This is a genomic window from Jezberella montanilacus (genome assembly GCF_003003055.1).
Taxonomy (GTDB): Bacteria; Pseudomonadota; Gammaproteobacteria; order Burkholderiales; family Burkholderiaceae_B; genus Zwartia; species Zwartia montanilacus.
Genome location: NZ_PVTV01000002.1, coordinates 18,956 through 34,613, shown reverse-complemented (window position 1 = coordinate 34,613; position 15,658 = coordinate 18,956). Strand labels below are relative to the sequence as shown.

The following is a 15,658-nucleotide window of genomic DNA, read 5'->3' as shown; positions in this document are numbered from 1 at the left end:
TTGCTTTAAAAAAGTCATCAACAAGCACAAACCATACAAAACTATTCAGGAGACCAAAAATGAATATGAAACCCATGAAGCTTGCCTTCGCTACTCTGTTAGTCGCAGGGGCTACCATTGCGGCGATATCGCCCGCACAAGCTGATCCCGTCAAACTGAAATGGGCACACGTATACGAACCGAGCGAGCCCTTCCATACCTCATCGGTTTGGGCTGCTGAAGAAATCAAGAAACGCTCAAATGGCAAATATGAAATCGACGTCTATCCCTCGTCTCAGCTTGGTAAAGAGAACGACATCAATCAAGGCTTGTCGCTAGGTACTGTCGATATCATCATCTCCGGCTCAAGCTTTGCCGCGAAGTCTTTCCCCCGCATCGGGGTGACTTACTATCCCTACACCTTCCGCGGTGTTGATCATTTGCTGGCGTACACCAAAAGCGATATTTATAAAGAACTAAACAAAGGCTACGAAGACAAAACTGCCAACACGATTGTTGCAACAACCTATTACGGCGTTCGTCACACCAGCAGCAACAAGCCCATTGCAAAATGCGCCGATATGAAAGGTCTGAAAATCCGTGTTCCTGACGTACCTGCTTATCTTGCCATGCCGCGCGCTTGCGGCGCCAACACTTCCCCAATCGCGTTTGCAGAAGTCTACTTGGCTTTGCAAAATGGCACGGTCGAAGCACAAGAGAATCCGCTAACCACCATAGAAGCCAAGAAGTTTTATGAGGTACAAAAGAATATCGTGTTGACCGGTCATATCGTTGATCACTTGAACACCATTGTCTCAAGCAGTACTTGGAAAAAACTCAGTGATGATGATAAAAAAATGTTCACTGAAGTGATGCAAGAAGCAGCTGCAAAGGCATCAAAAGAAGTCGCGGCCCGTGAGAAAGAGTTGGTAGATATATTCAAGGCAAAAGGCATCAATGTGGTGAGCATCGATACAAATGAGTTTCGTGACACCGTATTGCAGAAAGTGCCCTTTGAGCAATACGGTTATAGCAAGGCAGACTGGGACCGCATTCAGGCAGTCAAATAAACATGTCGACAACCGCTGAAGTAAACAAAACAGGGCCCCACACTGTCAGTGCCAGTGACATTGTGGCGAGCTTCGCCGAGGCGGACCATCACGAAGCCGACCTATCCGGCTATTCGGCAGAAGACTGGATTTGTCTGGTCTTCTTCTGGATCATGACGGTGCTCGTGTGCGTGCAATTCTTTACACGCTACGTCATGAACGACTCAGTCGCCTGGACCGAAGAACTCGCCGTCTATTGCCTCATGCCTGTCGTCTTTATCGGCGCGGCCGCTTGTGTTCGTCGTAGTCGCCACATACAGGTGAATTTCATTTATCGCTACCTGCCTGGTGGACTTGGCAGAGTGCTGGCAACCATTACCGATGTGATGTCAATTCTGTTTTTTGGCTATGTTTCATGGTTGTTTGCCCGCTACGCCATGGCAGTCGATGGCGAGCCCATGACGACGATTACCTGGAGCAAAAGCGATGTTTACTGGCTCTCGTTTGTGGGCATGTTTCTGATGACAATCCGCGCAATACAGGTGAGTTTTTTACACCTCAAGCAAGGCTACTCGGTCCTTGAACGACCCGAAGCATACGACTGATTTCATCGGATATTGACATGTTAATTTTGATTGTTTCTTTTTTGATTTTGATGATTATTGGCTTGCCCGTCGCAGTCGCCATGGCGGGTTCTTCTTTATTGTTTATCTTTGTCTCCGGATCGGTTCCTGATGTGGTGGTCGCTCAGCGGATGATTTCTGGGGTTGAATCTTTCCCGCTGCTTGCCGTACCATTTTTCATTCTGGCTGGAAATTTGATGAATATCGCCGGTATCACTGGGCGTATTTATGATTTCGCTGTTGCACTGGTCGGCTGGATGCGCGGTGGCCTGGGCCATGTCAATATTATTGGTTCCGTCATTTTTTCTGGCATGTCAGGCACTGCGATTGCTGATGCTGCGGGCCTTGGTTCAATCGAAATCAAAGCCATGCAGGATCACGGTTATGACACCGAGTTCGCAGTCGGTGTGACGGCTGCATCAGCCACGCTGGGTCCCATCATCCCACCATCACTGCCGTTTGTGATTTACGGCATGATGGCAAACGTGTCGATCGGTGCCTTGTTTGTAGCGGGGATCCTGCCAGGTATCTTCATGACAGCGCTCATGATGCTCACCGTTGCTTATTTCGCACGCAAAAACAACTGGGGCAGTGATGTCGCATTCGACTGGAAGCGCTTGGGCGGCGCCACACTCGAAATCCTGATTGTGTTGGCTTTCCCCTTAGGCGTCTGGTTATTGGTCGAGCGCGGCGTATCGCCCAACCTTGCCACGCTCGGCGCGTTTGTTCTCTTGCTGGCTTTGGATTGGAAGTTCAATTTCTCCGCTGTCATGGCTTTGATGACACCAGTCATTTTGATCGGTGGCATGACCATGGGTTGGTTCACACCGACTGAAGCCGCAGTCGCTGCAGTCATCTGGGCGCTGTTTCTCGGATTAGTGCGCTATCGCTCGATGACTTTAAAAAACCTGGTGAAAGCAAGTTTTGATACGATCGAGACTACCGCTTCTGTTTTATTTATCGTCACGGCAGCATCGATCTTTGCTTGGCTGTTAACGACAACGCAAGCTGCTCAAGCGCTGACTGCCTGGATTCTATCGATCACTTCTGAAAAGTGGGTGTTCTTGCTACTGGCAAACTTGCTGATCTTGTTTGTGGGCTGCTTTATCGACACCACAGCTGCGATCACGATCCTAGTCCCCATCTTATTACCACTTGTTCTCAAACTGGGTATTGATCCGGTGCACTTCGGCCTCATCATGACTTTGAATCTGATGGTGGGCTTGCTACATCCACCCTTGGGCATGGTGCTATTTGTGCTGGCGAGAATATCCAAACTGTCAGTTGAGCGAACCACGGTAGCCATCTTGCCCTGGCTTATCCCTTTGATGCTGGCTCTGATTGCAATTACCTATATCCCGTCGATCACCCTTTGGTTGCCCAAGTACTTCGACATGATCAAGTAAGCTAGGGACCAATTACATGAAGATCACTTCAGCGCGTGTCATCGTCTGCAGTCCTGGGCGTAACTTCGTGACCCTGAAAATAGAGACGGATGAGGGTCTAACTGGCTTGGGCGATGCCACGCTAAACGGCCGCGAGCTGGCCGTCGCCAGCTATCTGCAGGATCACGTTATCCCCTGTTTAATCGGACGCGATCCGCAGCAGATCGAAGATATCTGGCAGTATCTTTACAAAGGCGCATATTGGCGTCGAGGCCCAGTCACCCTGTCAGCGATCGCAGCAGTCGATACGGCCCTGTGGGACATCAAGGCCAAGGCTGCCAACATGCCGCTATATCAGCTGCTTGGGGGCAAGAGCCGCAGCAAAATCATGGTTTACTGCCATGCGAACGGTCGAGATATTTCCCATACAGTTGAAGAAGTCCTTCGACACGCTGAAATGGGTTACACCGCCATTCGCGCACAAAGCGGTGTACCTGGGCTCGACAAGGTTTACGGGGTCGGAAAAGGCACGACTTTTTACGAGCCTGCCGATGCTGACTTGCCGTCAGAGCACGACTGGTCGACCGAAAAATACCTGCGACACACACCCAAGCTGTTTGATGCCGTGCGCGAGAAAATTGGCTGGGATCACCACCTGCTGCACGATGCTCATCATCGACTCACGCCCATCGAAGCTGCCAGACTCGGTAAAGATCTCGAGCCCTATCGCCTGTTCTGGCTTGAAGATCTCACGCCTGCTGAAAATCAAGAGGCATTCAAACTAATACGACAACACACGACTACCCCCTTGGCTGTGGGCGAAGTATTCAATACGATCTGGGATTGCAAAGACCTGATTCAGAATCAACTGATCGATTACATTCGAACAACCGTTGTACACGCAGGCGGGATAACGCATATGAGGCGTATTGCGGATTTTGCATCACTCTATCAAGTGAGAACGGGATCGCATGGTGCAACAGATCTCTCACCGGTCTGTATGGGCGCTGCGTTGCATTTTGATCTCTGGGTGCCTAATTTCGGCATACAAGAACATATGCCGCACAACGAAGAAACGGAGGCGGTTTTCCCTCATGCCTACACGTTCGATCGAGGCTTCATGTATCCAGGGGATGTGCCTGGGCATGGCGTTGATATTGACGAAGCACTCGCTGCAAAATACCCCTACCAACGCGCCTATCTGCCCGTGAATCGCCTGCAGCATGATGGCACGCTCACTAGCTGGTAGCTCAGGTGGTGGATCGCTTGCCCGCAGTGAAACTACATCCTGACAATCTGTCTCGCTTAGCTGTAGGGGTCAGATGCTTTCAATATGATCGGACGAAACTGAAATCAGGTATTGTTCATTTGGGTATTGGCGCCTTCATGCGAGCCCACCTTGGGCCAATTCATGACGCCTTCATCGAGAGCCAAACTAGTCCTGCAGCTTTGTCTGAGCGAGACGAGGGCCATTGGACAAAGTGGGGCATAGTCGGCGTTTCACTTCGTCAGACTGACACTCGCGATGCGCTGACTCCCCAAGAGGGGCTCTATACACTCGGGATCCGGGATGCCGATCAGGATGGCAAACCCAGACAGGTACTTCAAGTTATTGGCTGTGTCAGACAAATCCTCGTCGCGCCGGATTCCTCGCAGGCAGTGCTCGATCAGATCGCGCATCCCGATATCAAAATTGTTAGCTTAACCATTACCGAGAAAGGCTACTGTCACACCCCGGCGGACGGTACCTTGCACTTCGCCCACCCAGATATACAACATGACCTTGCACACCCCGAGTCGCCTCGAACCGCTATCGGCTTTATCGTTTATGGCCTAGCGGCACGCAAGCGACAATCGGGCTCGCCCTTAACGTTGATGTCTCTGGATAACCTGCCGTCAAACGGTCATCTGCTCAAAAGCCTGGTCTTGGCTTTTGCTCGCAAATATGACAGCGATCTCGCTCACTGGATTGAACAGCGCTGTACCTTCCCCTGCTCAATGGTTGACCGAATTGTGCCGCGCACCCCTCAAGCAGACATAAACAAGATTGCGGGGGCACTCAACGCACTGGATAACTGGCCTGTTATCGCCGAGCCATTTATCGATTGGGTGATCGAAGATGAATTTGCTGCTGGCCGACCCGATTGGGCTGCTGGTGGCGCCCGTTTTGTAAAGAACGCCACACCATGGGAGACCCTCAAACTTCGCATGGTGAACGGCGCGCATTCAGGCATTGCTTATTTAGGCTCAGTTGCGGGCTGGTCAACCGTTGATATCGCCATCAAACAACCAGAACTGCGCGCCTGCATCGAGGCGCTGTTGCGAGACGAGGTCGAACCAACCCTGTCTTCGCTGTCGGGAATAAATCTAGCTAGCTATCGAGACAGTCTGCTTGCTCGCTTTGCCAACCCAGCACTCGCTCATCGAACCCAACAAATCGCCATGGATGGATCGCAGAAAATCCCACAACGATGGCTCGGGACACTCACCGATCAAAGCAACATGAAAGGCGAAACCAAGCTATTGAGCTTGTGCCTGGCTGGCTGGTTGAGATACTTGCAGGGATATGACGAGGCCGGTAATCGTTACGAGATCAGTGACCCGCTTGCTGATGACCTTAAAAAAAAGCTGGTGGTCGCACCGGCGTTGGATGGGGACCGACAGTCATGCCAAGCCCGAGCGAGAGCGCTGTGCCAAGTCGAGACTGTCTTCGGTCAGTACGGTGCTGTGCTAACCGACGACTTAATCGAACTCGTTGGGCATCATTTATATCTGCTTAATACAATCGGTGTGTCAAAAACAATTCGGCATGTACTGACGTAACCTACCCCTGAATTTTGACGTACGCATTTTCAATGTTGCGCTTAAATTCTTCTGGCAATCCCGCCCAAAGATGAAGATCAATAAGCATGGGTAGCAAGCTTGCTTGTATCGCTTTGGTCAAGTCCTCAAGCCCGTCCACAACGCAATCTAATTGCTTTGGGTTTCGTAAAACAAGGTCAAGATCACTGCCCTCATGGCAGCCACCAGTCACCCGACTACCGTAGGCCCAAACCTCAGCTGCGGGTACACATTGTCGCAAGAGGATTCTCAGCAGTTCGAGATGATTCGGTGACAACTGAAGCTGTTGCAGATTAATTTGCGGCATCAAAAACGCCTTGAATACGCTTTGCTAATTGTCGCAAATCAATCAGATACTGAGGTAAAAGTGCCAACGTTTCGTTTGCAAACGACACCCCATAGTCATGCGCTGTACTGTTTCGGTTGGCACGATATTGAATCCAACGAACCACCGCTGCTTCATCCATCAGACTATGCTTGCCGGCATACCTCAATACATCATTAAAAACGAGCGAATCCACTTCGCGCGGATTCGCGTTGAATGCCTTGATCGCTTTACGCAACAGCTTGCCGGTGGTTTCAAGGGATAACTCAAAACTTTTGACAGCCGCATTACGATACAAGTCGTACATAATGTCCTGCTCTACATCGCGTTGGCCGGCCGGAATCCTGCTCAAGGCGTCAAGCGCTCTCTCTAGGGTGCTCGCCGTGCGCAACAGATGTTCAGTGCTAAGGGTCATGCGAGATGATCTCGTTAATTGCAGATTAATAAAATAATAGCTACTTGTTTGATTTTACAGGGGACAATTAAGTCAGAACGAATTGATTACAATAGCTTGACATGCCAGTTTATCTGTTCCTCACTGCCGCTCGTGCTTAAGAGACCTCCCCATGAATTCAACTGAACCCCGCCTCACTTCCCTATCACACGGAGGCGGCTGCGGTTGCAAAATAGCGCCGGGAGTCTTGGCTGAGATTTTGAAAGACACCGTGCAGATGCCCATCCCTAAAGAATTGCTGGTCGGCATCGCGACATCGGATGATGCTGCAGTCTATAAAATAAATGACCAACAAGCCTTGATCGCAACGACCGACTTTTTTATGCCTATCGTGGACGATCCGCATGACTTTGGCCGGATCGCTGCAACCAATGCGATTAGCGATGTGTACGCCATGGGTGGCACACCGATCATGGCACTAGCCTTGGTCGGGATGCCGATCAACGTGTTATCGACAGCGACCATTGGAAAAATCCTCGAAGGGGGTGCTTCAATTTGTCGTGAGGCTGGGATACCCATTGCTGGGGGTCACACCATCGATTCTGTCGAACCGATTTACGGTTTGGTGGTTTTAGGTTTGATTCATCCTGATCGCGTGAAGCGAAACGACGGCGCTCGCAAAGGTGATGTCCTAATCCTTGGCAAACCTCTAGGCGTTGGGATTCTGTCGGCTGCACTAAAGAAAGAAGCACTTGATGCGACTGGCTACGCATCCATGATCGCCACCACCACTAAACTTAACACTCCAGGCTCAGAACTTGCGCAGACAGCTGGCGTGCATGCGTTAACAGATGTGACGGGTTTTGGTCTGGCTGGGCACACGCTAGAGCTTGCGCGCGGTGCAAAGTTGACTGCTCATATCAAATGGGCAGAGGTGCCCTTGTTGCCACAAGTATCAGCGCTTGTTAAAGCCGGCATGGTGACGGGCGCCTCCGGCAGAAATTGGGCCAGTTATGGCCAAGATATCGGCCTCGCGACGGGATTGCCGCCTGACTGTCAGACTTTGTTATCTGATCCGCAAACGAGTGGCGGATTGCTGGTGTGTTGTGCGCCAGAAACCGTCACAGAGGTCCTGGCTGTCTTCAAGCGCCACGGGTTTCATGAAGCTACGGTGATTGGTGAAATGGGTGAGGCACAGTCACAACAGCTAATCATCAGCTAATCTGCTCGTCTTACAGGTCGAAGTCACCACCTGCTTAGCAATAGCAACCCGCTAATCCTTTCAAATATTGATTAAAAAACATAGCGATCTCGTCAAATCTTTACTGTGTGTAAAAACATCGTGATGCACAGGCCAAAAGCACTTAAACACAGGGTAGCTACCCCACCACCAATCCAGATAATGTATTTGTGAGATGTCCGCAACGCCGAGAGATCGGATCGAAACTCTGCAAAGTCGTCTTTACATTGATAGATTGTCGTTTTTAGATCTGCGATTTCAGCAGAAATTTTTGTTTCGATCTGATCGATTTTAGTTTCAACCTGAACGATTTTAGTTTCAACCTGAACGATTTTAGTTTCTAGATGATCAGTCTTACCCTCTAACCGATCAGTTTTTACCTCAAGCTGATTAATGTGCGTTCTGACATCATGGCTCAGGCTCAAAAAATCAGCTTTGGTCGCATATTTATTATGCTCTTCGTCATAAAGGCTTTGGAGCATCAGCGCATGTACTTCGGCCTGATCGCTCGGGACGCCAGCGTTAATAAGTTGCTTGGCGTAAGAAAGAGAATTAAATGTACTCATGACTACCCTTCAAAAAATCCAACTGAGCCTTGAAGCGACTCACAGGATGAAGTCTGAACTTTTTGAAGAGTAAAAACAATAGAGTTTGGGCGGCTGTTTCAAAGTCTTACAAATTGGCTATTGAGCAAGTCGTTTTACCGCTTCAAATATTGATTAAAAAACATAGCGATCTCGTCAAACGCTTCTTTCGTTTCTGGCGCGTTGATATCTCTGTAAAACTGCGCGTGTGACTGCCCCTCAAAAACTTGCAGCGTGGCAAGTACGCCAGCATTGCGAAGCTTTCTGTGAACACGAACAGTGTTGCTTAAGAGCAGATCGCGTGTCCCAGTCGTTAAGATCGTCGGTGGGAAACCCTTAAAGTCTCCATACACCGGCGAGAGCATCGGATCCTTCAGGTCGTGTCCGTTGGTATAGAGCGCCGCGCGCTTATCGCAGCTTGCACCATAAGCGACAAGCACATTGTCAATCATTGCGTTTGTCTGAAACGAGTCGCCCGCGCCGGTTAAGTCAGACATCGGTGTACCGGGTGCGATTGCAGCAGGCAACGGTAATTTATCTTGCTTTGCTCTCAACACCATCGCAAGCGTTAAGTTGCCGCCAGCTGAAGAACCAAAAATACCCATTTTCTTGGGATCATGCGTGGCAGTGGTTGCTTTCCATACAGCCATCGCGTCATCTAGCGCAGCTGGGTAGGGATAGTCGGGTGGCATCCGGTAATCGACCGAGATCACTTTAAAGTGCTCAAGGCCCGCCATATAGATCGCCTCAACCGTCCCAGCCAAACCTGGTCCACTTACAAAGCAACCACCGTGCACGTGAACAAGTAACCTGTCCTTATTCTGAGGTGCAATGACCGCTGGGGTGATCACAAACGCCTTCACACCGTTGATGATCGTCGGTTCAACTTTTACCTTTAATAACTCCAGCAGTGCTGGGATCGTTTTCTCCGTGGCGATAGCACCTGCGCGAACCTGCTCACGCCAGCCCTCTGCCGTGTCGGGGATGACATTCCAGGTTGGGGTTAACGGCATCGCGATCTGCTTTTGGATTTGCGGACTGACCGTGTCTGGCACCGCGATCACTTTAGCCGGTACTTCTCGTGGGGCGAGTGTTTGTGAGAAGCCTGCTTGAAGCGGTAAAGCAACGAGGATTGCGCTGATGATCAGCTTTTTAATTTTCATAATTTTGTCTATTTGTTATTGATTGATTAAGTATCGTGATTCAGTATTTAGTCCAGCTGAATATTAAGATCCTTAACCAGCGCACCCAAACGGATCGATTCCGAGTCAATCAGATCTGCGAATTGTTGAGGTGTCCCGGCAACGATTTCGCTTCCGATAGCTTCCCATTTTTTTCGGAAATCCGGATCTTTGAAAATTTCCAGAAGCGTTTTGTTGTAAATATCGATGATGGCAACTGGTGTGTTCGCAGGTGCAGAAATACCATGCCAGGCAAAAAAATCAAAACCTTTAACACCCGCTTCATCCATCGTGGGCACATCTGGCAACACAGGAGAGCGAGTTGCTGTCGTGACCGCGATTGGGCGCAACAAGCCCGACTGAATATATTTCATTGAGCCAGCAGTGATGTCGCACATGCTGAAAATCTGACCGCCGAGCAAATCATTGGCCGCTGGCCCAGCACCCTTGTACGGAACGTGCTGCATAGGCGCCCCAGTTACTTTTTTAAGTAATTCGGGCCCTAAATGCTGTGGCGAACCGCTACCTGCTGAACCGAAGGTGACTTTTGTGGGATTAGCTTTCGCGTAATCAATGAATTCTTGCAGTGTTTTGATCTTTGAATCCGCCTTGACTTCAAGGACCAGCGGAAATTTCGAAATCTGCGTGATAGGCGCAAAATCTTTAACCGGATCGTAAGCGAGATCTTTAAAGATCACTTTGTTAATGGTCATGTTGCCGCTGGCGGCTAGCAAGATCGTGTAGCCATCGGGTTTCGCTCTGGCCACCTGCGCGGTGCCGATATTGCCACTTGCCCCAGCCTTGTTCTCAACAACAACCGAGACCCCAAGTTTGGTGCTCAATGGCACTGATAGCAATCTAGCCATGACATCGGTTGGCCCCCCAGGTGGGTAGGGAACAACAAAAGTGATCGCTTGTGTCGGCCATTTGTCTTGGGCATGCCCAGTGAGCGGTAAAAAGATTGACATCGCTGCGGCGGTCACCAGCAACAGACACTTTTTTATTAATTTCATTTTGTCTCGCTTCATTTTTTTGATAATTCTATTTGCGAATTTATCACTGCACCTTCAGGGCGCCAACCAGCGCTGTTAACCCGTCAGATGTTACATAAATATTTCAATTGTGTGTCAATAACAGTTAGCTCAGACCGAGTCCACCTCAGCAAATATCAACGCTTGCACCATGTCTCAGCTGTCGACTAATTATTAAGTACGCGGGTAACAATAGTTAACAATATTGTATTGGGTTCGGTCGTAATCTTTGTGAATGAGTAGTCAAGTTAATCCCTTTTTGCGGGATAACTTTCACAGTGAGGACCACCGGCCATGGACAAAATCACAGACCTATCCTTCTCAGACGCTATGGCCATGGCGCGCCCGCATACAGGCCATTCACTCAAATTTCATCTCAATTTATTTGTGCTCGCCTTTGCGCGAAACACGAAAGCCCAAGATATTGCAGCCTACATCAGTAGTAAAGAGCCCAAATCCATCAGTGATATCGAGGAAATTGCAAATGACTATATGTATAGATAGCCTTTCTTTTGATGCTCCTGTCGAGAATGAAGAGCGGGGTCAAATCGCGAGCGAGCTGGCTCCAGAGTCAGAAGCAAATAACAAAAGGATGTCTCGGCATCCTCGCCTACACGAGCTCACACGCATTGTTGATTTAGCGCAAACGCCCGAACAACTCAGCACTAATCAATTGAAGTCGAAATATATCGAAAACGTATTCGTGTTTATTGCTGCTTTATTTTCGAAACCCGCCACACAACTCCCGAGCAATCGGAACACAGGAGCTTAACCATGAACAAAGTCGTTTTAGTCGCTGCAGTCATCGCGTTGTGTTTTGGGACCATGATTTTTGGTGAGAGCGTGACAGCTAACCCAAATGCGCCACAAGCTGAACACCTTGTCCAGTTTAGGTTAAACGATGCGGCACAAGCCTGTAGTGGCTGCCTCTAAATACAAAGTTTTCTGAACTAAACCCACCTCGAGGATATTCATCATGACTCAGCTTTTAAAACAAGTCGGTCGCGCTTCAGTATCTGTTTTGCTCACTGTCACAATCGTCGTGCCAGTCGCATTATTCTGTGAAGCGCTGCTTGGCTTTTAGCTACTGCTTCGGCTAACAGGCTTAAGGCCTGGTGACCGCTGCAAGACGCGCAGCCGCATTGGGCCCAAGGGCGCTTAGGCCCAACTGACGCCGGTCCAGAAATTTACCTTGAAGACTTGATCTTCCATCAAGAGCATTCCATTGTGAGCCAAAGCTTGGCTGCAACCCAATCTGCATGGGTCACAAATGACGATGGCTTTGGCGTTGCCTGGTACACCCAACGCACAACACCTGGACTATTTAAAGATGTACTGCCAGCTTGGAACGATGCCAATCTTCGCTCGCTTGCAGCCCATATTCGAACAAGATTATTTTTCGCTCATGTCCGCGCTACCACTGGCACTGCGATTAACAGAAGTAATTGCCATCCGTTTATTTGGCAAAACTGGACCTTCATGCACAACGGCAAGATTGGCAATTGGCATGACTGCAGAAAAAGTGTAGAAGATCTCATTGACCATGTGCACTATCCACACAGGGAAGGCACCACTGACAGTGAAGCCTTGTTTTTAGTTGCACTTAGCAAGGGCTTAATCCATGACCCGATCAGGGCATTGCAATCAACTCTGCGAGATGTGACCAAAATCATGGAGCGACACAATGCAGATGAACCGATGCGAATCTCTTGTGCCTTGACCAACGGCCGAGAAATGTGGGCTTTTAGATTTTCAAGTGACGACCAGTCGCCCAGTATGTATTATGGCTCTCCGCATACACGTGCCGGTGAAAACCAATTGCACGCAATCACAACCATTGCATCCGAACCATCAGACTCAGACGCTGCACATTGGTTCAAAGTCGAAGAGCGTAATGGCGTTCATTGGACCGAGCGTGGTTTAGAGCATTTCGAAATCTCTATCTAGCTCAAGAAAACTCAGTCCCACGGGGAAATTATTAGGCATTTTCGTTCTACGATTCGTTAAGGTTGCGACAACAGCCTTCGACAGAATCTTTTGATCTAAGGGTGTGTCTCGCAAAATGACCGGGTATATGGCTAACTCAGGCGCTGGTGTGACTGCGTCCCCAAAACCTATATCGATTTGGACGGGACACTTTGCGTTGTCGATTAGGCCTGATTGAAAAGCAATTTTTGGTGGGCGGTACAAGTTTCGAACTTGTGACCCCTGCCGTGTGAAGGAAACACGTCACGCAATCGGGTCTCTATCTTAGCTCAAATCAGACACTAACGATACACAATACGTAAGCGAGATTGTGTTGTCTTGAAGACACCCTGTCACTTTCAGCTAGTAAATTTACCACCTCAAGCTGGTGCCCGAACTAGGTGTCTAGTCAATCCGTTACCAACTAACGCTTTCTTGTGTTTTCAAGTCGAGATTCGCACCTCCAAGCGTCTGAGCGTCCACGGTACCAAATAACATCTGTGTACCCGGCTTCAAGAGCCGTACAACGAGGCGTTATAGGATAACCAGCACTCAGCGCTTTTGCACACAAAAACGATCGGAAGTTTTTTATCTCCACCCGTAAGTTGGTTCATGGCAGATGAAAATCTGCTTTTCTCTACACCATAAAATCTTCTATCACCTGCACCAAACATCCAGAAAGCATCGGGAACCGTTCTTCTACTTGATGAATAAAGGACATCGACGACTATTACCTGATTATTCCTTTCCAAAAGAGCTTTGAGTTACGTTGTCTTGATCACCCGAGCGCCAGGAATGGATTTCGGAGTAAGTGCACGGGCCGATCCTCTTTTAAGAGTTGTTGAGGGTTCAACACTCCAGTCCTTATCCTCTGCAGAAAAGGTCGGCACTGGCGCTGGCAACACCGGAAATTGCAATTGCCCAAAGACTATAGAAGAAAAGAAACTAGCAAAAATTAGAGAGAGAACTTGAAACATCATTCTCTCCAGCGGGCGATAAATGTTCCCACGTGTCGGCGCTGCACTTTGCTCTCTAATCTTGACTATTGCCAACATACGCACTTTGCACCTGTCAAATTAGCTAAGATTGTAAGTTGCAAGTATCACTTATTTACGGGATACCTTAGGCTGGGTAGGCTTGCTAACTTACAAGCATAGCTATGTACATAAGGCTGAGTGATTGCTGCAAATATTAAAAGGCTGACCTCAGAAGGTTGGGCGGACTTCAAACTTCATGGCCGCACCCCCTTTGAAGGTCAATTTTCATCCGGCGTCAATATCTAACTGACCAGTTTTGATTTTAAACAGCTCAAAAAGGCCCGGGTGCATTGATCGGTGCCCACCCTCCCAGTTCTGCCAAGCTCTGAGCGTCGAGTGAATCACTCGAGCTGCTTCAGTCTGAGTGAGACCAGATACAGCACGAGCGGCTGCGACGTCCTCAGGTTCCGGAGACTCCAGCATGTCATCAACTAGCGCTGGGATATCCTTTATGAGTTCCAGCCAGCAGTGATCCCCATATTCATCGGGTGTGCCAACGAAAAATTTGTCGTTTGCATAATCCACCGAGAAAATTTTGCCCTTAAATTTTCCTTCATCAAAGCCAAAAATGCTGTCATTGGGGACAAACCTGCGTGCGAACTCTTCTGCTGACAACTCTTCTGCACGCCCGATGCTTGCGAGATAGTTATTAACTGCCTTCATGAATGTTTGCTCACCATCGTTATAAGCTAACGCCGCTGCCTGCGCACTAATGGCATCGACAGCTTCATAGTGCGCTTCACCCGAAAAATAATCGCTCACTATTTGTTTAATTTGGTCAGATGCGGCAGATAGTCTATAGTGTTCGCCCATAATTTTTTTCCGTCAAAATCCTCAGCCTGCGGGGGAAGAAGTCTTGCGTGCACATTACGCTCTTTCGATTGTACAGAAATAAATACACCCATTGGGTGTATTGAAGAAATTTATATAAGAATTTATCTAGTGCGTAGAGGCGTAGGTGAGAAAACTCTACTTATAATCCCAGTTAACTTAGGATACGTTTACCCGTTCAGCGATGATCGGTCATCGGTTGGTTACAGTTTGTTCCACGTGCAATGACTTAAACCAACGGGCATCCACAAGAGCCATGGCAATTCACCCAACAATTGAACCCAAACCCCAGCGTTAGGGTGCAATGTCATACCGTGGTTTTCAAAGGGAGAAAAACATGGATGGGCGCGCAATCTTTGATGGGTGCCCAATTGACGGAGCTTGGATAGTTCTTGACGATGTCCAGAAACGGGAATGGGCAGTCACGGTGATTAGTCGCGCGATTGATGATCTAGTGCACGGTGACATTCGACCTGATGCATGGGAATTGTCTATGCTGGCAAGTGCGATCGGAGCCTTTGGGGTCCGGTTTTTTACCCTTGCAATCAATAACGTCGGCTTGGCGCTCACCCCCGTTGAGCAACGCAGTCCGGCTGCTCAACTTGAGATATTTAGTCTTGCTGATTTGGATGCCGCCATGACAAGCACCATTGCTACGACCCGATAAGTTCGTTATGACGCGCAGAGAACGGGTTCGGCGGGCGTTGATTTTGTGTTGCCACTTTCTCAGAAATTTGGCTTTTTATAAAGCAGGCTGGCGAAACCGTGTAGCTCGCCGCAAGAGCCAATTCTGGGTAACTGCGAACGGTAACTTTTTGGACCATTGCGTCCTTGAATGGTGCAAACTATTCGCGGATGGCCGGGGCAAACATCACTGGCGGAAGGTTGTGACAGACCAAAACGCGTTCTTAAACGACATGCTTAGAACGCTACGGTTAACCGAGGATCAGTTTGAGGCCTACATCAATGATATGCGGACATACCGCGACAAGTTTGTCGCACACCTCGATCTCGACGAAATAATGCAAATCCCCAGATTGCGGGTCGCCCGACAGAGCGTCGCTTACCTTCACGACTACCTGCTATCGCATGAAGATGATGACGGCTTCTTTCCCGAGGCACCGTCTAGGGCTGAACGGTTCTACCAGCTATATGCCAACGAAGCCAAAGGGGTGTACACCGAGTGAATGCGC

The 15,658-nt window shown here is 49.1% G+C and carries 17 protein-coding genes; 11 read left to right on the top strand and 6 right to left on the bottom strand.

Going from position 1 to position 15,658, the window contains the following annotated elements; genetic code table 11:
- Positions 1 to 59: 59 nt before the first annotated feature.
- Genes BCM14_RS00635 through BCM14_RS00615 form a run of 5 tightly spaced genes read left to right on the top strand, consistent with a single transcriptional unit; the run spans position 60 to position 5,859 of the window.
- The gene (locus BCM14_RS00635; protein ID WP_106226074.1) at positions 60 to 1,049 is read left to right on the top strand and encodes a sialic acid TRAP transporter substrate-binding protein SiaP; all 990 of its coding nucleotides are present in this window, start codon (positions 60 to 62) and stop codon (positions 1,047 to 1,049) included.
- A 2-nt stretch (positions 1,050 to 1,051) separates the two neighbouring features.
- A complete protein-coding gene (locus BCM14_RS00630; RefSeq protein WP_106226073.1) occupies positions 1,052 to 1,633 on the top strand; it encodes a TRAP transporter small permease in 582 nt (193 codons plus the stop codon).
- Between the two features lie 17 nt (positions 1,634 to 1,650).
- Positions 1,651 to 3,057, top strand: coding sequence for a TRAP transporter large permease (locus tag BCM14_RS00625; protein WP_106226072.1), 1,407 nt, complete (start codon positions 1,651 to 1,653; stop codon positions 3,055 to 3,057).
- 16 nt (positions 3,058 to 3,073) lie between these two features.
- Positions 3,074 to 4,285 carry a D-mannonate dehydratase ManD gene (gene manD / locus BCM14_RS00620; RefSeq protein WP_106226071.1) on the top strand — a complete coding sequence of 404 codons (1,212 nt, stop codon included), beginning with the start codon at positions 3,074 to 3,076 and terminating at the stop codon, positions 4,283 to 4,285.
- A gap of 26 nt (positions 4,286 to 4,311) precedes the next feature.
- Positions 4,312 to 5,859, top strand: a complete 1,548-nt coding sequence (locus BCM14_RS00615; RefSeq protein ID WP_259673326.1) for a mannitol dehydrogenase family protein — start codon at positions 4,312 to 4,314, stop codon at positions 5,857 to 5,859.
- A 1-nt stretch (position 5,860) separates the two neighbouring features.
- Here BCM14_RS00615 and BCM14_RS00610 read toward each other — a convergent pair whose 3' ends face one another.
- Entirely contained in the window at positions 5,861 to 6,184 is a 324-nt protein-coding gene (locus BCM14_RS00610) for a nucleotidyltransferase family protein (RefSeq protein WP_106226069.1), read from the bottom strand.
- A complete protein-coding gene (locus BCM14_RS00605) occupies positions 6,171 to 6,617 on the bottom strand; it encodes a nucleotidyltransferase substrate binding protein (protein ID WP_106226068.1) in 447 nt (148 codons plus the stop codon). The genes BCM14_RS00610 and BCM14_RS00605 overlap by 14 nt, the downstream gene beginning before the upstream one ends.
- A 151-nt stretch (positions 6,618 to 6,768) precedes the next feature.
- Here BCM14_RS00605 and selD point away from each other — a divergent pair, with 151 nt between their 5' ends.
- Positions 6,769 to 7,818, top strand: a complete 1,050-nt coding sequence (gene selD / locus BCM14_RS00600; RefSeq protein WP_106226067.1) for a selenide, water dikinase SelD — start codon at positions 6,769 to 6,771, stop codon at positions 7,816 to 7,818.
- Positions 7,819 to 7,910: 92 nt separating this feature from the next.
- Here the strand turns inward: selD and BCM14_RS00595 are convergent, their stop codons facing one another.
- The 3 genes from BCM14_RS00595 to BCM14_RS00585 form a co-directional block, all read right to left on the bottom strand.
- Positions 7,911 to 8,402 (bottom strand): CCDC90 family protein, encoded by a 492-nt coding sequence (locus BCM14_RS00595; protein ID WP_106226066.1) that lies wholly within the window; start codon positions 8,400 to 8,402, stop codon positions 7,911 to 7,913.
- Between the two features lie 134 nt (positions 8,403 to 8,536).
- Positions 8,537 to 9,583, bottom strand: coding sequence for an alpha/beta hydrolase (locus BCM14_RS00590; protein WP_106226065.1), 1,047 nt, complete (start codon positions 9,581 to 9,583; stop codon positions 8,537 to 8,539).
- A gap of 47 nt (positions 9,584 to 9,630) precedes the next feature.
- Positions 9,631 to 10,569: a Bug family tripartite tricarboxylate transporter substrate binding protein gene (locus tag BCM14_RS00585; RefSeq protein ID WP_106226124.1), complete on the bottom strand. Its 939-nt coding sequence runs from the start codon at positions 10,567 to 10,569 to the stop codon at positions 9,631 to 9,633.
- Positions 10,570 to 10,926: 357 nt separating this feature from the next.
- On the opposite strand from BCM14_RS00585, the gene BCM14_RS00580 reads away from it, so the two are divergent.
- From BCM14_RS00580 to BCM14_RS00570, 3 genes are all read left to right on the top strand, one after another.
- Positions 10,927 to 11,136: a hypothetical protein gene (locus BCM14_RS00580; RefSeq protein WP_106226064.1), complete on the top strand. Its 210-nt coding sequence runs from the start codon at positions 10,927 to 10,929 to the stop codon at positions 11,134 to 11,136.
- A gap of 270 nt (positions 11,137 to 11,406) precedes the next feature.
- Positions 11,407 to 11,565 carry a hypothetical protein gene (locus tag BCM14_RS15210; RefSeq protein WP_259673324.1) on the top strand — a complete coding sequence of 53 codons (159 nt, stop codon included), beginning with the start codon at positions 11,407 to 11,409 and terminating at the stop codon, positions 11,563 to 11,565.
- A 306-nt stretch (positions 11,566 to 11,871) separates the two neighbouring features.
- The gene (locus BCM14_RS00570) at positions 11,872 to 12,579 is read left to right on the top strand and encodes a class II glutamine amidotransferase (protein ID WP_259673323.1); all 708 of its coding nucleotides are present in this window, start codon (positions 11,872 to 11,874) and stop codon (positions 12,577 to 12,579) included.
- Positions 12,580 to 13,859: 1,280 nt separating this feature from the next.
- Here BCM14_RS00570 and BCM14_RS15205 read toward each other — a convergent pair.
- Positions 13,860 to 14,447 (bottom strand): helix-turn-helix domain-containing protein, encoded by a 588-nt coding sequence (locus BCM14_RS15205; protein ID WP_259673322.1) that lies wholly within the window; start codon positions 14,445 to 14,447, stop codon positions 13,860 to 13,862.
- 355 nt (positions 14,448 to 14,802) lie between these two features.
- Between BCM14_RS15205 and BCM14_RS00555 the strand changes: the two genes are divergently transcribed.
- On the top strand, positions 14,803 to 15,132 hold the full coding sequence (locus tag BCM14_RS00555; protein WP_106226060.1) for a hypothetical protein: 330 nt from the start codon (positions 14,803 to 14,805) through the stop codon (positions 15,130 to 15,132).
- A 220-nt stretch (positions 15,133 to 15,352) separates the two neighbouring features.
- Positions 15,353 to 15,652, top strand: a complete 300-nt coding sequence (locus tag BCM14_RS15130; protein WP_146129707.1) for a hypothetical protein — start codon at positions 15,353 to 15,355, stop codon at positions 15,650 to 15,652.
- Positions 15,653 to 15,658 lie beyond the last annotated feature (6 nt).